The sequence below is a fragment of the Nocardia crassostreae genome (assembly GCF_001613405.1).
GTDB classification, from domain to species: Bacteria; Actinomycetota; Actinomycetes; order Mycobacteriales; family Mycobacteriaceae; genus Nocardia; species Nocardia crassostreae.
Genome location: NZ_BDCH01000027.1, coordinates 1 through 21,493, shown reverse-complemented (window position 1 = coordinate 21,493; position 21,493 = coordinate 1). Strand labels below are relative to the sequence as shown.

Annotated in this window: 2 protein-coding genes and 1 pseudogene; all 3 read right to left on the bottom strand. The window is 70.1% G+C overall.

Annotation, left to right across the window (positions count from 1 at the left end):
* Positions 1-59: 59 nt before the first annotated feature.
* Positions 60-7,325 (bottom strand): non-ribosomal peptide synthetase, encoded by a 7,266-nt coding sequence (locus NC4_RS26610; RefSeq protein WP_439957560.1) that lies wholly within the window; start codon positions 7,323-7,325, stop codon positions 60-62.
* Positions 7,326-7,653: 328 nt separating this feature from the next.
* Positions 7,654-10,404, bottom strand: coding sequence for an amino acid adenylation domain-containing protein (locus tag NC4_RS43245; protein ID WP_067543676.1), 2,751 nt, complete (start codon positions 10,402-10,404; stop codon positions 7,654-7,656).
* A 30-nt stretch (positions 10,405-10,434) separates the two neighbouring features.
* Positions 10,435-21,493, bottom strand: a pseudogene (locus tag NC4_RS45225) (amino acid adenylation domain-containing protein); the annotation flags it as partial.

The following is a 21,493-nucleotide window of genomic DNA, read 5'->3' as shown; positions in this document are numbered from 1 at the left end:
TGTCATGCTCGTGCCGCTGAACCGCCCCCGAGAACCATCGAGCGCGCCCCAGCGGCGTGTTACTCGGCCAGGTTCGGCAGCGCGACCAGCGTGACCTGCGCCCACGGCTCCGGCACGGCGATTGCGTCGACGACCACGGCCTGCAGATCCTCGAGGGCGGTCGCGTCCACCTGCGCCAGCCGCGCGCGCTCGGCCAGCACATGGGTGACCCACTCGTCGGCGAGTGCGTCGGTGAGTTCGATTCCGTCATCCACCAGCACCATCGACGCGCCCGCCGCACCGGCCGCGGCCAATTCGACCACGGCCAGCGGGCCGTGGGTCCGGCCCAGGTGGAAGGTCCGCGATTCGAAGGTCAGCTCCGCGGCCGACCGCACCCGATCGACCACGGCGGCGAGTTCGTCGTAGCTGAGCGCCTTCGCGCCCGGCGCCGCGAACGCCGTGTCCACGCCGTTCAGCGCGCGGGTCCGGTTGGCGTAGGTGACCGGCCGGGCCGATTCGGCGGCGATCTCGGCCACCACGGCCGGATCGTCGAGCGAGAGCCAATCGATGCCCGGCGCCGAGACCGGCGCGCCGGTCGTCAGGCCGACCTTCACATCCAGACCGCTCGGCGGGAGCCGATCGATCGAGGCCAGCGGTACCACCGCCGCGCCCGATTTGAGCACTGCCCACAGCGCCACGGCCAGATCGATACCGCGATCCAGGCGCACCGCCACGCCGACGCCCGGCCCGCACCCGCGCGCGATGAGCACCCGGGCCAGGCGCGAGGAGCGGGCGTCGAGATCGCCGTAGCTCAGCGCCTCCTCGCCCCAGGCCAGCGCGGGACCGTCCGGATCGTCCTCGACCACGGCCGAGAGCGATTGCGGCAGTGCGGTGCCGCGCGCCGTGGCAGACACCGGTGCGACGACCACCGGCGTCTCGGCCCGGGCGCGTTCGCGTTCGGCGGCATCGAGAATGTCGATATCGCCGACCGGCAGGTGCGGATCGGTGGCCACGGCGGTGAGAATGCGCTCCAGCCTGCGGCCCAGCGCCTCCATGGTCGCCTCGTCGAAAAGGTCGGTGGCATAGGAGAACACCACGACCAGCTCGCCCGGCGAACCATCGGCGGCGCGCAATGGATCGACGCCGATCTGGAGATCGAACTTGGCCGCCGCCAGTTCGGCGTCCAGCGCCGCGACGGTCAGGCCCGGCAGCTCCAGCACTGCGGTCTCGTTGTTCTGCAGGGCGAGCACCACCTGCAGCAGCGGATTGGCCGCGCCGCGACCGGGTGCGGCCACCTCGGCCACCCGCTCGAACGGGACATCGGCATTGGCGAAGGCCGACAGATCGGTTTCGCGGGCGCGCTCGATCAGCTCGTCGAAGGAGGCGGCGGTATCGACCGTGGTCCGCAGGGTCAGCGTATTGACGAACATGCCGACCAGATCGTCCAGCGCGCGCTCGCCGCGACCGGCGATCGGGGTGCCGATGGCAATGTCGGAACTGCCCGACATGCGGGCCAGCAGCACCGCGATGGCGGCGTGCACCACCATGAACAGCGACGCATTGTGCTCGCGCGCAATGCGATTGAGCCCGGCGTGTACGTCCGCGCCGACGGCGAAGTCGACTATGGCCCCGGCCATGGAGGCCACGGCGGGCCGCGGCCGGTCCAGCGGCAGCAGCGCCGTCTCCGGCAGCCCGTCCAGCTCCTCGCGCCAGAACGCCAGCTGCTGCGCCGCAACGGAATCCGCGTCGTCGTCGGAGCCGATGACGGCGCGCTGCCAGACCGCGAAGTCGGCGTACTGCACGGCCAGCGGGGTCCAGCCCGGGTTCTCGCCCCGGGTGCGGGCCAGATAGGCGGTCATGAGATCGCGGGCCAGCGGCGCCATGGAGGCGCCGTCGGCGGCAATGTGGTGGGCCACCAGGATGAGCAGGTAGTCGTCCGGATCGTCACCGGTGAGCAGGCCGATGCGCACGGGCACGCGGGCGGCCACATCGAATCCGGCGCCGACCAGTTCGGCGACCCGGGCGCCGATATCGCCGACCCGCTCCACCGTCAGACCGCTGGGCAGCGCGTCGGCGACCGACAGCACCTCCTGGTACGGCGCGCCGCCGGGACCGGATTCCGGATAGCGGGTGCGCAGCACCTCGTGGCGGGCCAGCACATCCTCGGCGGCCTGGCTCAGGGCGGCCACATCGAGCGTGCCGGTGAGCCGGATGACCATCGGAATGTTGTAAGCCGGTGAGGCCGTGTCGAACTGGTTGAGCACCCACATGCGCTGCTGGGCCAGCGAGAGCGGCACGCGGTCGGGCCTCTCCCCCGCCACCAGCGGCGGACGCGCGCCGTCGGCGGCGCCGGGGACGATGCGGGCGGCCAGCGCCGATACCGCGGAGGTCTCGAACAGCTCGCGCACCGAGACGGTGGCGTCGAGGGCCTCGTTGATGCGCGAGACGGCGCGGGTGGCAATGAGGGAGTTGCCGCCGATATCGAAGAAGTCGTCGTCCGCGCCGACCCGGTCCAGACCGAGCAGATCGGCGAACACGCCCGCCACGATCTCCTCGATCGGGGTCGAGGGCGCACGGAAGACCTTGGCCTCGAACACCGGCGCGGGCAGCGCCTTGCGGTCCAGCTTGCCGGAGGCATTGAGCGGGAAGGCATCCAGCACCGCGACGGCGGCCGGGACCATGTACGCCGGGAGCGTGCGCGCCAGCGCGGCCTTCACCGCATCGGCGTCCAGCTCGGCGCCGGGCTCGCGCGCCACATAGCCGACGAGCTGATCACCGGCGTGCGCGTCGGTGCGCACCAGCACCACCGACTGCGCGACGCGCGGCTGCGCCAGCAGCGCGGCCTCGATCTCGCCCAGTTCGATCCGCAGACCGCGCAGCTTCACCTGGAAATCGGTGCGGCCCAGGTATTCCAGTTCCCCGGCGGGGGTCCACTTGACCAGGTCGCCGGTGCGGTACATGCGCTCGCCGCGGCCGAAGGGGCTGGCCACGAAGCGGTCCGCGGTGAGATCGGGGCGCGCCACATAGCCGGTGGCGAGTTGCCCGCCCGCCAGGTACAGCTCGCCCGCAATGCCCGGGGCCACCGGGTACAGGCGCGAATCCAGCACGTAGACCTGGGTATTGAAGACGGGGCGGCCGATGGGCACGGAGACGGTGTCGGCATCGGTCACCTCGTGATAGGTGACGTCGACCGCGGCCTCGGTCGGACCGTACAGATTGTGCAGGCGCGCGCCGGTGAGCTCGCGCAGCTTGTGCGCGGTCGGCGCGGGCAGCGCCTCGCCGGAGGCGAACACGTGCCGCAGCCGCAATCCGCCCGCGATCTCCTCGCCCAGCGTGGCCACGAAGACCGACAGCATGGACGGCACGAAATGCACGGTGGTGACGGCTTCTTCGGCGATCACCTGGGCCAGGTACACCGGATCCCGGTGCCCGTCCGGTTTGGCGACGACCAGGCGCGCACCGGTCTGCAAGGGCCAGAAGAACTCCCACACCGATACGTCGAACGTGGCGGGGGTCTTCTGCAGCACGACGTCGTCGCCGCGCAGCCGGTACTCGGCCTGCATCCAGACCAGGCGATTGACAATGGCCGCATGGCTGACGGCCACGCCCTTGGGGCTGCCCGTCGAACCGGAGGTGAAGATGACGTAGGCGGTATCGCCCGCCCGCAGCGGTTGCGTCCGTTCGAAGTTCGAGATCGGCGCGGGACTGTAGGTCCGGCACGCCTCCTCGATATCGTCGACGTAGAGCAGCGGGATCTCGTGCTCACCGGCGACGAAGCCGTCGCGCGTGGTGGTCAGGATCAGATGCGGCCGCGCGGTGTCGAGGATGTGCCCGTTGCGCTCCTGCGGCTGATCCGGATCCAGCGGCACATAGGCCGCACCGGTCTGCAGCACCGCGTACATGGCCACGACCAATTCGGTGGAGCGCCGCATGGCCAGGGCGACAAGCAATCCCGGTCCCGGGCCGTTGCCGCCCATGAGCAGGCGCCGCGCCAGGCGGTTGGCGCGCTCGGAGAGCTCCCGGTAGGTGAGGCGCTCGTCCTCGAAGACCAGCGCCACGGCATCGGGGGTGGCCGCGGCCTGCGCCTCGAACATGGACACCAGCGTCGGCGCGGTGCCGCGCGGCAGCCCGACGGCGGCCTCGACATCGAAGCGGGTGGCATTCCAGTCGGTCAGCACGCGCTGCCGGTCGACGGCGGCCAGCAGGTGGATATCGCCGACCGGCTGCTCCGCATGGGCGGTCACCGCGGCCAGCACGCGCTGGAATCCCTCGGCGAATCCGGCGACGGTCGCCTCGTCGAAAAGATCCAGCGCATAGGAGAATTCGGCCGCCAGCCCGGTGGCGTCGCCGTGCTCGTCGTGCGATTCCTGCATGGTCAGCTGCAGGTCGAACTTGGCGAAGGGGATCTCCAGATCCGCGGCGGCCACGGTCAGGCCCGGCAGCTCCAGCCGCGTGGGCGCCATGTTCTGGAAGGTCAGCATGACCTGGAAAAACGGATTGCGGGCCTGCGAACGGGCCGGATCGAGCAGTTCGACCAGTCGCTCGAAGGGCACATCGGCGCGGCCGAAGGCCTGTACGTCCGATTCGCGCACGCGGCGCAGCAATTCCTCGAAGCCCAGGGCCGGATCGACATCGCTGCGCAGCACGAGGGTATTGACGAACATGCCGATGAGATCATCGAGTTCGGCCTCGCCGCGGCCCGCGACCGGTGTGCCGATGGCGATATCGCGGGTGCCGGACAGCCGCGCCAGCAGCACCGCGAGGGCGGCGTGCACGACCATGAACAGCGTGGTGTTGCGGGATTCGGCGAAATGCCGTGCGGCCGCGTACACCTCGTCGTCGATGCGGAAGGCGTGGGTGCCGCCCCGGTAGGAGGCGATGGGCGGGCGCGGGCGATCGAACGGCAGCACCAGCTCGTCGGGCAGATCGGCGAGGGTCGCCCGCCAGTACGCGATCTGCTGGGCCAGCAGCGATTCCGGATCGTCCTCGCGGCCCAGGGTTTCGCGCTGCCACACCGCGTAATCCGCGTACTGCACAGCCAGCGGCAGCCACTGCGGTGCGGCGCCGCGGGCGCGCTCGGCATATGCCGTCACCAGATCGCGGGTGAGCGGCCCCATGGACACGCCGTCACCGGCAATGTGGTGGATGACCGCGACGAGCACGTGCTCCTGGGCGGCGACGCGCAAGAGCCGCAGGCGTATCGGCGGCGCGGCGGTGACATCGAATCCGGCGCCGACGGCCTCGGCCACGCGGGCCGGGACCTCGGCGGCGTCGATATCGTCGAGTACCAGCTCCGGTACCGCGCGCGGATCGTCGAGGGGCAGCACCAGCTGATAGCCCTCGCCGTCCACCTCCGGATAGATGGTGCGCAAGACCTCGTGGCGCGCAACGAGATCCGCGGCGGCCGCGCGCAGCGCCTCGATATCGATGGCGCCGCTGAGCCGCACCGCGACCGGGATATTGTCCACCGCGCTGCCGGGATCGAAGCGGTTCAGGAACCACATGCGCTGCTGCGCGAACGACAGCGGCACCCGCTCCGGACGCACCAGGGTGCCCAGCGCGGGCCCGGCGGCCGGAGCCGACTCGCCCTCGAGCTGCGCCGCGAGCGCCGATACCGTGGACGCCTCGAACAGCACGTGCACCGGCACCCGCACATCCAGGGCGGTGCCGATGCGGGCGGCGGCCTGCGCGGCGAGCAGCGAGTTGCCGCCGAGTTCGAAGAAGTCGTCGTCGGCGCCCACCCGGGCATCCGGATTATCGGGAATCAGGAGGGTCGCGAAGACCTCGGCAATGGCTTCCTCGGCCGGGGTCGAGGGCGCGCGGAATTCCCGGGTCGCGAATTCCGGCTCCGGTAGCGCGTCCCGGTCCAGCTTGCCGACCGGGGTCAGCGGAATCTCGGTGAGCACCACAATGGCGGCGGGCACCATGTAGGCGGCCAGCGACTCCCCGACGAATGCGGCCAGTTCCGCGGTGTCGAGGGTCGCGCCGGGCCGCGGCAGCACATAGGAGACCAGCGCGGTCGCGCCAGAGGGCAGCGTCTTGCCCAGCGTCGCGGCGAAATCCACGTCGGGATGATGGGTGAGCGCGGTGTCGATCTCCCCCAGCTCGATGCGCAGGCCGCGGATCTTCACCTGGAAATCGGAGCGGCCCAGGTATTCGATGACGCCTGATTCAGTGCGTTGCACCAGGTCACCGGTGCGGTACAGCCGCGCCCCCGGTACCCCGGTGGCCTCGCCGAAGGGGCTGGCCACGAAGCGTTCCGCGGTGAGACCCGGCCGCCGGTTGTAGCCCTGCGCCAGCGCGGGACCCGACAGGTACAGCTCGCCGACCACGCCGTCCGGCACCGGCCGCAGGCGCGAATCCAGAATGAACGCGCCGACGCCCGGAATGGCGGAGCCGATGACCACCGGCTCGCCCGGCAGCAGCGGCGCGGTGCTGGTGGCAAGGATGGTGGCCTCGGTGGGCCCGTAGCCGTTGTAGAACTGTCGGTCCTCGGTGGCCCAGCGCGCGACCAGTTCGGGACCGAACTTGTCACCGGCCACCACCACGGTGATCAGCTCGTCCAGTCCGGCCGGATCCACCGACTCCAGCGCGCCCGGCGTGATCAGCACATGGCTGACCTCCTCGCGTGCGAGCAGTTCGGCCAGCTCCACACCGCCGAAGACGCCCGCGGGCGCGACCACCAGGGTCGCCCCGGCGGTGAAGGTCAGCAGCAGTTCGAGCACCGAGACGTCGAAGCTCGGCGAGCACACGTGCAGCACGCGGGAATCGGCGGTGACCTCGTAATGCTCGCGTTCGGCGGCCACCAGCCCGGCCAGGCCGGTGTGCGAGACCACCACGCCCTTGGGCTTGCCGGTGGAACCGGAGGTGTAGATGACATAGGCCGGATGCTGTTCGTTCAGCGGCCGCACCCGGTCGGCGTAGGAGACCGGGTGGGCGGGCTGCTCCGCGATCCGATCGGCCTGGATGGGATCGTCGAGCTCGATCCAGTAGGTGGCATTGCCGAGCGCCGCGCGGTACTGCCGGGTGGTGAGGCCCAGCACCGCGGCGGAATCGGTCAGCAGATGTTCGATGCGATCGGCCGGATAGGCCGGATCGACGGGGACGAAGGCGGCGCCGGTCTTGGCGACGGCCCAGACCGCCAGCACCGATTCGATGGATCGGGTGATGCCGATGGCGACCATATCGCTGGGGCCGACCCCCTTGGCGATGAGCGACCGCGCCAGCTGCGACGATCGCGCGTCGAGTTCGCGGTAGGTGATCTCGCGCTGGTCCGAGGGCAGACCGGTGGCATTGAACCGCACCGCCACCGCATCGGCCGCCGATTCGACAGCGGCCGTGAGCAGCTGCGCGAGCAGCAGCCCTCCCGACCGTCGACGACGGCTGCCGCGAACGCTACGGCGGGCAGTGTTCATCTATGTACCTTCACCTCTCGGTCTTGCTGGTTCCGCGCCGCTGGAGACCGGCCGATCGAAGTCCCTCATCCTCGCTCGGCCGAACGCGGGTCCGAGCAATGATGGTATCGAGCCCGCGCCGTGGCGGACACGGCTCACCCGACCGTCCATGCACTGTGCGCATCGTGTACACGCATCAGCATTCCGAGCGGTCTGGGCGAACTCACCCTGTATCGGCGCGAAGACCTCGGCATGTTGCAGAGAAGTGATTTGCGTCACATCACATGATCTCGCCCGCCCATCTTTCGCTCAGCACCACCGCAATTCGCGCCAGCGCCGCGTCACCGGTCATGCGCCAGTGGGTTGCCGAGATCGGATAGACCGACACCGGGCCCTCGATGACGCCGGTCCAGGTGTCGGCTCCGGTCCTGCCGGTCGGGTCGTCCTCGGCGGCACTGAAATACAGCAGGTCGCCGCGGAAGACCGGCGGCCGGTACCGGCTCGGCAGCGGCGCCGAGCGCAGGGCCGCGTCCAGGATCCGGCTGATGCGGTCGGATCCGAAGGAGGCGAACGGTTCCGGCAGCAGCGCCAATTGCCCGGCCAGCGCGCCCGGATCGAGCGCGGCATCCAGTTCGAGATCGGCGGCGTGCTCGCCGAGCAGGCCGCCCGCCACCTCCGCCAGCGGTATGGCGGCGGCGTCCACCGGGGCGCTCTCGGCTCCGCTCTCGTTGTAGCTGTCCATCATGGCCAGCAGCGCCACCTCGGCGCCTTCGTCCTGGAGCTGGACCGCGATGGCGTGGGCCAGCACGCCGCCGAGGGACCAGCCGATGAGGTGATATGGGCCGTCGGGTTGCACGGCCCGGATCTCCTTGACGTACCGGCGCGCCCAATCCTCGATGGAGTCGGGCAGTTCGCCGTCGACGCGCAGCGCCGGTGACTGCAGGGCGTAGATCGGGCGGTCCGCGTCCAGATGTGCGGCCAGGCCCGCGAAGGACCAGGAGATGCCGCCGATCGGGTGCACGCAGAACAGCGGTTCCGCGGCGCCCGTGGTGCGCAGCGGCAGCAGCACGTCGAAGGCGTCCTCGCCGGTCCCCGGGCCGGTCGAATCGTCCAGGGCGGCCAGCAGATTCGCCGGGGTGGGCGCGGTGAACAGCAGCATCACCGGCACCCGGACGCCGAGGGCGGCGCCCAGCAGGGTCGCGAGGCGCGTCGCGCTGAGCGAATTCCCGCCGTGCTCGAAGAAGTTGTCGTCCAGGCCGATCGATTCGGCGCCGAGCACCTCGGCGAAGGCGGCGCAGACGGCGATCTCCCGCGGCGAACCCGGGGCCCGGAACTCCCGGACCTCGAATACCGGTGCGGGCAGCGCCTTCCGGTCCAGTTTGCCCACCGGGGTGAGCGGGATCTCGTCGAGCGCCACCACCGTCGCCGGAACCATGTGCGACGGCAGGCTCCGGGCGGCGTGCGCGAGCAGCGCGGCCGGATCGACGGCGCGACCCGGTTCGGGCAGCACATAGGACACCAGAACCGTTGCCCCGGCGGGGTTCTCCCGGCCGAGCGTATGGGTGAAGGCGATATCCGGATGCGCGCCGAGCACGGCGTCGATCTCGCCGAGTTCGATGCGCAGCCCGCGGATCTTGACCTGGAAGTCGGTGCGGCCCAGATATTCCAGTTCGCGCCGCCCGTTCGTATCGATCCAGCGGACGAGGTCGCCGGTGCGGTACATGCGGTCACCGGAGTCGCCGAAGGGGTTGGCGACGAACCGTTCCGCGGTGAGCCCCGGCGCGCGGTGATAGCCGCGGGCCATGGCCGGGCCCGCGAGATACAGCTCGCCCACCACGCCCGCGGGCACCGGCCGCAACCGGGTATCGAGGACCGCGGTCCACATGCCGGGCACCGGACCGCCGATGGCGACGGGGTCGCCCGCGCGCAGTTCGCCGTAGACGGCGCCGATGGTCATCTCGGTCGGACCGTAGCCATAGATGTAGCGCCTGCCCGGCTGCCACTTCGCCAGCAGGTCGGCCGTGGTGACATCGCCGCCCGCCGAAACCAGTTCCAGCCCGTCGGCTCCGGCCGGATCCAGGGTGTTCAGGACCGCGGGGGTGATGATGGCGTGGGTCACCCGCTCGGCGCGAATGAACTCGTCGAGCTCGGCGCCGCCGACAATGTCGGCGGGCACGATCACCAGGGTCGCGCCGAGGCGGAAGGCGCCCAGCCACTCCTCGATGGACTGGTCGAAGCTGGGCGAACCCACCCCGAGCATGCGATGCCGGGGTTCCAGGGCGTATCGATCGGCGGCGACGTCCGCCAGCGCGCCGAGACCGGTGTGGGTGACCGTCACCCCCTTGGGCAGGCCGGTCGAACCGGAGGTGTAGATCATGTACGCCGCGTGCTCCGCCCGTAGCGGGCGGATGCGATCGACATCGGTTACCGGTGCCGCCGAACGCTTTTCGCACAGCGCGTCGGTGACGTCGTCGTCGAGGAGCCACCACTCGACACCGCCCGGCAGGCGCGGACTGTGCTCGCCCAGGGTGAGGCCGAGTACCGCGCCGGAGTCGACGAGCATGTGCTGCAAGCGATCCCACGGATAGCCGGGATCGACGGGGACGAAGGCGGCGCCGGTCTTGGCCACCGCCCAGATGGCGAGGATCATCTCGTAGGACCGGGGCATGGCCAGGGCGACGCAGCCCTCCGGGCCCACGCCGCGCCCGATCAGCGAGCGCGCCAGCTGATTCGAGTGTTCGTCCAGTTCGCGGTAGGTGATGGAGTCGCCGTCGGAACGGATGGCGACCGCGTCCGGATACCGGTGCGCACCGTGTTCGAGCAGCTCCGGCAGCAGTCCGGCGGTGACCGCCGGTCCGCCGGTGATCCCGGTCAGCTCGGCATGCTCCAGCTCGGACAGCAGTGCGATATCGCCGATCGCCCGGTCGGACTCGGCGACCAGGCCCGCCAGCAGGCGCAGGAACCGCTGTGCGAACAGCTCGATGGTGTTGTCGTCGAACAGGTCCCGGGTGAAGGACAGCATGGCGACCATGCCCGCACCGGCGACGCCGGAGTCCTAAATGGTCAGCGACAGGTCGACTTGTTCGGTCTCGGAGTCGAAATCGACTGCGCCGACCCGCAATCCGGGTAGCTCCAGGGTTGCGTCGGGCAGGTTCGCGAACGACAGCATGACCTGGAACAGCGGATTGCGTGCCGTGCACCGTTCCGGCCGCAGCAGTTCCACCAGTTGTTCGAACGGGATGTCGGCGTGCGCGAACGCTTGCAGATCGGTTTCCCTGGCGGCCTCCACCAGTTCGGTGAAGCTCGCGCCGCCCGGTACGTGGGTGCGCAGCACCAGGGTGTTGACGAACATGCCGACCAGATCGTCGAGTTCGGCCTCGCCGCGTCCGGACACGGGGGTTCCGATGGCAATATCGTCAGTGCCCGACAGCCGCGCCAGCAGGGCGGCGAAGGCGGCGTGCACCACCATGAACGGCGTGGCATTGCGGGCACGAGCCAGTTCCAGCAGACCCTCCCGCATCTCCGGCGGGATCGAGAAGTGCACGCGCCCACCGGAACCGGATTGCACCGGCGGTCGCGGCCGGTCCGCGGGCAGGCTCAGCTCATCGGGCAGTCCGGCCAGCGCGGTGCGCCAGTAACCGGCCTGCCGGGAGATCAGGCTGTCCGGATCGGTCTCCGAGCCCAGCAGCTCCCGCTGCCAGACGGCGTAGTCCGCGTACTGCACCGGTAGCGGGGCCCAGCCCGGTGCGGCCCCGGCCAGCCGGGCGGCGTAGGCGACCATGACATCGCGGGTCAGCGGCGCCATGGACCAGCCGTCGGCGCTGATGTGATGGGCCACGAGCACGATCACATGGTCGTTCTCCCCGAGGCGGAACAGGTTGGCGCGCAAGGGAATCTCGGTGGTGACATCGAAGCCGCCGGAAACCTCCGCGATGATCCGATCCCGCAGCGTCGCGGGGTCGGCGTCCTCCGGCGACAGATCCAGCGCCGCCGCGGCGGCGGGCAGCACCCGCTGTACCGGGCCGGTCGGCGTATCCGGGTAGACGGTGCGCAGCACCTCGTGGCGGCCCACGACATCCAGCACCGCCGCGCGCAGGGCGGCGATATCCAGGTCGCCGGTCAGCCGGATGGCGGCCGGGATGTTGTAGGCCGCGGAGGCGCTGTCGAACCGGTTCAGGAACCACATGCGCTGCTGTGCCATGGACAGCGGCACCCGTTCCGGCCGCTGTCCCGCGTGCAGCGGGATGCGGTCACCGGTTCCCTCGTATCGCTCGACGTGCGTTGCCAATTCGGCGACCGTCGGCGCTTCGAACAGCGCGCGCACCGGCACCCGGGCGCCGAGGGCCGCGCCGAGGCGGGCCGCCACCTGGGTGGCCAGCAGCGAATTGCCGCCGAGGGCGAAGAAGTCGTCGTCCGCACCGACCGCTCCGCCTCCCCGCGCTTGCTCGGCGCCGAGCACCTCGGTGAATACGCCCGCCACGATTTCCTCGATCGGGGTACCCGGGGCTCGGAAGACGGCGGTCTCGAATCCCGGTTCCGGCAGGGCCGCGCGGTCCAGTTTGCCGTTGGCGTTCAGCGGCAACGCGGCCAGCGGCACGAAGGCCGCAGGCACCATGTACGACGGCAGCGCATCAGCCAGGGCCGACTTCACCTGTGCCGTATCGATGGTCGCGGCGGTCGGCACCAGGTAGGCGACGAGCCGGTCACCGATGCGCCGGTCCGATTTGGCGACCACCACGGCCTGGGCGATCTCCGGCTGCGCCAGCAGCGCCGATTCGATGTCGCCGAGTTCGATGCGGAAACCTCGGATCTTCACCTGGAAGTCGGTGCGACCCCGATAGTCCAGCTCCCCGTTGGCGTTCCACGCCACCAGGTCACCGGTGCGGTACATGCGAGAACCATCGGCCTCGAAAGGATTCGCCACGAACCGATCCGAGGTCAGATCCGCACGACCGAAGTAACCACGCGCCAACTGCGCACCCGCCAGGTGCAACTCACCGGACACACCCACCGGCACCGGCCGCAACCGCGCGTCCAGCACATAGACCTGGCTGTTCCACTCCGGGGCACCAATCGACACCGCGACGGCATCAGCCTCGGTCACCCGATGGTTGGTGATGGAGACCGCGGCCTCGGTCGGACCGTAGAGGTTGAACAACTCCGTGCGCGGGCTCTCCCGCCGCACCCGCTGCGCCAGCGGCCCGGGCAGGGCTTCACCGATAGCGAGAATGCGCCACAGCGAATCCGGCAGACCATCGGTGACCAACGCGTCCAGCATGGACGGCACCACATGCAAAGTGGTCACCCACTCACGCGCGATCAACTCGTTCAGATACGCCGGATCCTTGTGCCCGTCCGGGGTCGCGATCACCAGGCGGCCACCACACACAGCAGCCGACCAGAACTCCCACACCGACAAATCGAACGTCGCGTCCGTCTTCAACAGCACCGCATCGGCCGGGTCGAGACCGAATTCCGTGGTCTTCCACAACAACTGGTTCACCACCGCCGCGTGCGGCACCGCCACACCCTTCGGGCGACCGGTGGAACCCGAGGTGAAGATGACATACGCGGTGTTCGCCGCCGTCAGCTCCCGCACCCGCTCGGCGGCCGTGATCGACACATCCGAGTAGCCGGACAGGTCCAGCTCATCGATGCGCACCACGGTGGCGAGATCGGACACGAAACCATCCCGGCCCGTGGTCAATACGCATGCCGCAGCGGCGGTCTCGAGGATGTACCCGGTCCGGTCGGCAGGCTGATCGGGATCGATCGGCACATACGCCGCACCGGCCTTGGCCACCGCGTACATGGCGACAACGAGGTCGGTGGAACGCCGGATTGCCAGCGCCACCCGATCCTCGGCACCGATGCCACGCGCGATCAGCTCCCGCGCCAAGCGGTTGACCCGGGCATCGAGCTCACGGTAGGTCAGCGACTCCGGCTCACCATCGACCCGATCCGCCACGACCGCAACGGACTTCGGATCAGCCGCAACGGACGCATCGAGCAACGACACCAGCGTCATCGGCTCCAGCTGATGACCGGTTTCATTTTGCGAGAACAGCTCCCGCTGCTCATCCGGTGTCAGTAGTGCGAGATCACCGACCGCCTGCTGTGGTGCGGTGACAATCTCGCCGAGCAAGCGGATGAACCGATCGGCGAAGCCCTGCACCGTGGCGTGCTAGAAGAGATCGGACGCATAGGTGAAGTAGCCCGTAATACCTTCGGCCGCACCGTTTTCGGCGTACCGATCCGACACGATCAAGTGCAGGTCGAACTGCGAGAGCTCGGTGTCGAAGGCCAGACCGGAGACGGTCAGGCCGGGTAGCTCCAGACTCGACTGGGCCAGATTCTGGAACGACAGGCCCACCTGGAACAGCGGATGCCGCGCGGTCGAGCGCACCGGATTGAGCACCTCGACCAGGCGCTCGAACGGTACGTCGGCATGGGCGAACGCCTGGATGTCGATCTCGCGCTGACGGCCGAGCAGTTCCGAGAACGGCTCATCGGCGCGCACCTCGGTCCGGAAGACCAGGGTATTGACGAACATGCCGATGAGATCGTCCAGCGCCGCCTCGCCCCGGCCCGCCGTCGGCGTGCCGATGGCGATATCGCCGGTGCCGGAGAGCCGGGCCAGCGGCACCGCGAGGGCGGTGTGCACGACCATGAACAGCGTCGCACTCCGCTCACGCGCCACGTCGAGCAGCGCCCCGTGGGTTTCGGCATCGATGGCCACCGCGACCCGGCCGCCCCGGAAGGATTGAAGCGCGGGCCGGGGCCGATCCGAGGGCAGGTCCAGCTGATCGGGCAGACCCGCCAGCGCCTGCCGCCAGTAGCCGACCTGCTTGGCGGCCAGCGAGTCCGGATCGTCCTCGCCGCCCAGCAGTTCCCGCTGCCAGACGGCGTAGTCGGCGTACTGCACCGCGAGCGGGGTCCACGCCGGTTCCGCGCCCAGGACGCGAGCCGCGTAGGCGGTCATGAGGTCCCTGGTCAGCGGACCGACCGAGGAGCCGTCGGCGGAAATGTGGTGCACGACCATGGCGATGACGTACTCGTCGTCCGCGAGCTCGAACAGCGCGACCCGCAGCGGCACCTCGGCGGTGACATCGAACAGGGTCGAGTTCAGCTCCACCACGGCGGACGCGACCTCGTCCACCTCGACGCGACGCACGTCGAACCGCGGCGCGGCCTGCGCCGCGGGCAGGATCACCTGCACCGGGCCGTGCCCGGTCTGCGGGTAGATGGTGCGCAGAATCTCGTGGCGGGCAATGACATCCGCGACCGCCGTGCGCAGCGCGGCCACATCCAGCGCGCCCGAGAGCCGGACGGCGACCGGCACGTTGTAGGCGGCCGAGGAGGTGTCGAAGCGGTTGAGGAACCACATGCGCTGCTGTGCCGGGGACAGCGGAATGCGCTCCGGTCGCGGCCCGGCCGTGAGCGCCAGGCGACCGCCCGCGCCCTGTTCCACGCGCGCGGCCATGGCCGCCACGGTCGACGCCTCGAACAGCAGGCGCACCGGAACCCTGGTGTCGAGCGCAGCGCCCAGGCGCGCGGCGACCTGCGTGGCGAGCAGCGAATTGCCGCCCCACGCGAAGAAGTCGTCGTCCAGGCCGATCCGGGCGCTGCCCTCGAGGCGCAGCACCTCGGTGAAGACACCGGCCACGATCTGCTCGATCGGGGTGACGGGCGCGCGGAAGACCGCGGTCTCGAACTCGGGCTCCGGCAGCGCCTTGCGATCGAGCTTGCCATTGGCGTTCAACGGCAGCGCATCCAGTCGCACGAATACCGAAGGCACCATGTACGACGGCAATTCGGCCGACAACGCGGATTGCACCGCCTGCTTGTCGAGCGCACCGTCCGTGACCACATAGGCCACCAAACGATCACCCAGCGCCGGATCATGCTGCGCCACAACGACGGCCGACGAAATGAGACCCTGACGCAGCAGAGCCGACTCGATCTCGCCGAGCTCGATACGGAAGCCCCGGATCTTCACCTGGAAGTCGGTGCGACCCCGGTAGTCCAGCTCCCCGTCGGCATTCCATGCCACCATGTCGCCGGTGCGGTACATGCGAGACCCATTGTCCTCGAACGGATTCGCCACGAATCGATCGGCGGTGAGCTCCGGCCGTCCGAGGTAGCCGCGCGCCAGCTGGTCACCGGCCAGATACAGCTCACCGGCGACCCCGGCGAGCACCGGATGCAGGCGCTCGTCCAGCACATACACCCTGCCGTTCCACACCGGCACGCCGATGGACACCGACAGCCGGTCCGCCTCGCCGACCGCATGGCTGGTGATCGATACGGCGGTCTCGGTCGGGCCGTAGAGGTTGAACAGCCCCACCCCGCCATTGGCGGCGCGGAAGCGCCGCGCCACCGAGGGCGGCAGCGCCTCGCCGATGGCGAGTACGCGCCGCAGCGAATCGGCGACCACGCCACCGGATTCCACGAGCAGGGCGTCGAGCATGGATGGCACGACGTGCAGCGTGGTGACCCGCTCACGGGCCATGAGCTCGTTCAGGTACGCCGGATCGCGCTGCCCGTCGGCCGCGGCGATCACCAGGCGGCCACCGGCGGCCACCGCCGACCAGAACTCCCATACCGACAGATCGAAGGTCGCGTCCGTCTTGAGCAGCACCGCGTCATCCGCGCCCAGATCGAATTCCGCTGCCTTCCAGCGCAACTGATTGACGACGGCGGAGTGCGGCACCGCCACGCCCTTCGGGCGGCCGGTCGAACCGGAGGTGAAGATGACGTACGCGGTATTCGCCGCCGTCAGCTCCCGCACCCGCTCCGCGGGGGTGACGGGCGAATCCGCGTGCTCCGAGAGATCCAGCTCATCGATGCGCAGCACCTGATGACGAGGGAGATCGACCTCGAAATCGTCGCGGGCGGTGGTCAGCACGCATACGGGGGCCGCGGTCTCCAGGATGTAGCGGGTGCGCTCGCCGGGCTGATCCGGGTCGATCGGCACATAGGCCGCACCCGTCCGGACCACCGCGTACATGGCGACCACCAGATCCACGGACCGCCGCATGGCCAGCGCCACACGGTCTTCCGCGCCGATGCCGCGCGCGATGAGTTCGCGAGCCAGGCGGTTGACGCGGGCATCGAGCTCGGCATAGCTCAGTTCGGATCGGCCATCGGACGAATCGGCGACGACAGCCACCAGCTCGGGCCCGGCGGCGACGGCCGTGTCCAGCAGGGTGGCCAGGGTGGTCGTCGCATCCAGCGCGTACTTCGTCGCATTACGGGTCGACAGCGCGCGGCGCTCGGCCGGGGCCAGGAGTTCCAGATCGCCGACGGGAAGGTCCGGTGCGGTGATGATCTCGCCGAGCAGGCGGACGAAACGGTCCGCGAAGCCCCGCACCGTGGCGTGCTCGAACAGTTCGGTGGCGTAGGTGAGGACACCGGCGATTCCGGCGGGCTCGCCGTCCGCGTCGTAGCTGTCCGTGATGATGAGGTGCAGGTCGAACTGCGTGATCTCGGTGTCGATGTCGACGCCGGAGACCGTCAGGCCGGGCAGTTCCAGGCTGGCGCGGCCGAGGTTCTGGAAGGACAGGCCGACCTGGAACAGCGGATGGCGGGCCGCGGAACGGACCGGGTTGAGCACCTCGACCAGGCGCTCGAAGGGCACGTCCGCGTGGGCGAAAGCCTGGATGTCGGCCTCGCGCTGGCGGGCCAGCAGTGCGGTGAACGGCGCGTCGGCCTCGACCCGGGTGCGGAACACCAGGGTGTTGACGAACATGCCGATGAGGTCGTCGAGTACGGCCTCACCGCGGCCCGCCGTCGGCGTGCCGATGGCAATGTCGTCCGTACCGGGGAGCCGGGCCAGCAGGACGGCGAAGGCCGTGTGCACGGCCATGAACAGGGTCGCGCCCTCGGCGCGCGCCAATTCGGCCAGGACCCGGTGGGTTCGGGCGTCGATGTCGAGTTCGACCCGGCCGCCCGCATAGGACTGCACCGCGGGGCGCGGCCGGTCCGCCGGTAGCTCCAGCTGGTCCGGCAGTCCGGCCAGGGTCCGCTGCCAGTAGGCGACCTGCTGTGCCGCAGTCGACTCCGGGTCGTCCTCGCTGCCGAGCACAGATCGCTGCCAGAGGGTGTAGTCGGCGTATTGCACCGCCAGCGGGGTCCAGGCCGGGGCCTGTCCCTGGGAGCGGGCCGCGTATGCGGTCACCAGATCCCGGGTGAGCGGCGCGTAGGAGGCTCCGTCGCCGGAGATGTGGTGGATCACCAGGGCCAGCACGAATTCACCTGCCGTGCCGTCGATCTCGAACAGCGATATGCGCAGCGGCACTTCGGCGGTCACATCGAACCCGGTGACGACCAGCTCCCGCAGCCCGGCCACCAGTCCGTCGGGGGTGACGGCACGGTGGACGAGATCCGGTGTCGCCTGCGCGACGGGCAGAATCACCTGCGCGGCACCAGTTTCGGTGCGCGGATACACGGTCCGCAGGATCTCGTGGCGTTCGATCACATCGGTGATGGCGGCGCGCAGCGCGTCCACATCCAGTGCGCCCGTGAGCCGCACCGCGATCGGCATGTTGTAGGCGATCGAGGCCGGGTCGATCTGATTGAGCAGCCACATGCGCTGCTGCGCGGGCGAGAGCGGGATCGACTCCGGCCGTGGGGTCGCCACCAGCGCCGTCCGGTCGCCCTGTCCGGCCAGACCGTCCACCAGCGCCGCCAGACCGGCCACGCTGGACGCCTCGAAGAGCAGTCACGCCGGAATGCGGGTATCGAGCGCCGCACCGATCCGGGCCATGGCCCGCGCGGCCAGCAGGGAATTGCCGCCCAGTTCGAAGAAATCGTCGTCCGCGCGGACGCGCGCACCGCCGAGCAGTTCGGCGAAGACCTCCGCGATCAGCTCTTCGCGCGGCCCCTCCGGAGCCCGGAACTCGGTGGCCCGCAGCTCCGGAGCCGGAAGCGCCCGGCGATCCAGTTTGCCGACGGGGGTCAGCGGGATGGCATCGAGCACCATGACGACATTCGGCACCATTTGCGCGGGCAGGGTGCGTGCGGCCAGCGCGGTGAGTTCCGCGGTATCGACCGTCGCGCCCGGCCCGGCGTGCACATAGGCGACCAGAATGGTTGCGCCGCTGTCCATCCGGTGGCCGACCGTGACGGCGAAGTCCACGCTGTCGTGGCCCGCGAGCAGGGCGTCGATCTCGCCCAGTTCGATGCGGAACCCGCACACCTTGACCTGGAAGTCGTTGCGGCCCAGGTATTCCACGTCACCCGAACTCGTCCAGCGGGCCAGATCGCCGGTGCGGTAGAGCCGGGCTCCGGCAGGTCCGAACGGATTGGCCACGAACCGATCCGCCGTCAGGCCCGGCCGCGCCAGGTAGCCGCGCGCCAGCTGGATGCCCGCCAGATACAGCTCGCCGGTCACGCCCGTGGGCACCGGCCGTAGTCGCTCGTCGAGCACGTACTCCGTGACACCCGGTACCGGCGGGCCGATGGTGACCGGCCGATCCGGTTCCTGCGCACCGTAATTGGCGATGATGGTCGCCTCGGTCGGGCCGTAGCCATTGACGAACCGCCGCAGCCGCCCACCGGCCACGGGGGTCACCCAGCGCCGCACCAGTTCCGGCGGGCAGGCTTCACCGGCCACGCAGACCATGCGCAACCGGTCCAGTCCGGCCGGGTCCACCGAGGCGAGCGCGGAGGGGGTGATGAACATGTGCGTGACCCGCTCGCGCCGCAGCAGGGCGGCCAGTTCCGCGCCGCCGTACACCTCCGGATCGGCGATCACCATGGCGCCCGCGCTGCCGACGGTCAGCAGCAGTTCGACCACCGAGACGTCGAAGGACGGCGAAATGACATGCAGCGTGCGAGTACTGCCGATGGCGTGCAGTGTGTCGCGCTGGTGGGCGCTGAAGGCGAATACGCCCGCCTGGGCCACCACCACGCCCTTGGGGCGGCCGGTGGAACCCGAGGTATAGATGACATAGGCCGGATGCTCCGGGCGCAGCGGGCGCACGCGGTCGGCATCGGTAATGGGCGCCGCGGACCGGTTCGCGAGAGAGTCCAGGAAGGCGGCATCGTCGATCTCGAGCCATTCCAGCTCGCCGGGCAGCCCGGCGTGCACCGCGCCGACGGTCAGACCGAAGCGCGCGCCGGAGTCGCTCACCAGGTAGGCCACGCGCTCCGGCGGGTACTTCGGATCGACCGGTACGAAGGCGGCGCCCGTCTTGGCGACCGCCCAGACGGGCAGCACCGATTCGATGGACCGCGGAATGACCACCGCGACAATGTCTTCCGGTCCGACGCCGCGCTCGATCAGCAGTCGCGCCAGCCGGGTGGAGCGGGCGTCGAGTTCGAGATAGCCGAGTTCGGACAGGGTGCGGTCGCCATCGGCGAATACCAGCGCCACGCCGTCCGGATTCGCGGCCACGGCCGTTTCCAGCAGTTGCGGCAGGGTGCCGCCCGCCGCCACGGTCCGCGCCGCGGGCAGGGCCGCGACGGGCCGCTCCCCCGCGTCCAGAATGTCGATATCGCCGATGACGGCGGCCGGATCGGCGACCACCGCCGCGAGAATCCGCTCGAAGCGGCGGCCGAACCCGCGCACGGTCGCCTCGTCGAACAGATCCGTCGCGTAGGTGAAGGTGACGGCCAGCTCACCGGGCGTGCCGTCGGCGCGCTGGCGGGGCTCGGCGAGCACCAGCAGATCGAACTTCGCCGCGACCTCGCCGGTGTCCAGGGCCGCGACCGACAGACCGGGCAGCTCGAGGGTGGACTGTTCGAGGTTGTCGAAGGACAGTGCCACCTGGAACAGCGGATTGTGCGCGGTGGATCGGGCCGGTGCGACCGCCTCCACCACCCGCTCGAAGGGAATGTCGGCATTCGCGAACGCCGCCAGATCCGTCGTGCGAACCTGCTCGAGCAGGGCGTCGAAGGTGCTGCCGGGCAATACCTCGGCGCGCAGGGTCAGGGTATTGACGAACATGCCCACCAGTTCGTCCAGCGCGCGTTCACCGCGGCCCGCGATGGGCGCGCCGACCGCGATGTCCGAACTGCCCGACAGCCGCGCCAGCAGGACCGCCAGCGCCGCGTGCACGACCATGAAGACCGTCGAATTCCGTTCGCGCGCAATCTCTGTCAGTCCCCGATGCACGTGCTCGGGCAATACGAAACCGGTGGCCGCGCCGCGCAGCGAGGGCTGCGCCGGACGCGGGCGATCCAGCGGCAGTTCGAGCAGATCGGCCAGGCCCGCGAGCCGCTCCCGCCAGTACGCCAATTGCCGTCCGGCAATGGAGTTCTCGTCGTCGGCCTCGCCCAGGACCGCACGCTGCCAGAGCGTGAAGTCCGCGTACTGCACCGGGAGCGGCGTCCACGCCGGGGCCGCGCCCGTGGCGCGGGCGACGTAGGCGGTGACCAGATCCCGCGCCAGCGGAGCCATGGAGACGCCGTCGGCCGAAATATGGTGCGCCACCACGATCAGCACATGGTCGGAGCCGCCATCGGTGAACAGTGCGGCCCGCACGGGCGCGCGGTCGGCGATATCGAATCCGGTGGTCGCCAAGGCGGCGATCCGGCCCGGCATCTCCGCGGTCGTCTCGACGGCGAGCAGACCGCCGGGGAAAGCCGCTGCGGCGGAGAGGATCTCCTGGTAGGGCAGCCCGTCGACGGCGGTGAGCGGGTACCGGGTACGCAGCGATTCGTGCCGCTCCAGCACATCGGTCACGGCGGCTTCCAGCGCGGGCACGTCGAGCGCGCCGGTCAGCCGGATGGCCAGCGGAATGTTGTAGTACGGGGAGTCCGGCGCGATCTGGTTGAGCACCCACATGCGCTGCTGTGCCAGCGACAGCGGGATGTGCTCGGGCCGGATCGCGGGGGCGAGCCGGGGCCGGTCGACGGCCGCGCCCGGCGCGGCGCTCACCCGGGTCGCGATATCGGCGACCGTGGCGGATTCGAATAGATCACGCACTCCGACAGCGGAATTCAGTGCCTCATTGATGCGTGCGACGACCCTGGTGGCCAGCAGTGAATTGCCGCCCAGCGCGAAGAAGTCGTCATCGGCGCCGACGCGCTCGAGCGCGAGGACATCGGCGAAGACGCGAGCGATCGCCTGCTCGGCGGGTGTGCCGGGCTCTCGATTGACGCCGGTGGTGAAG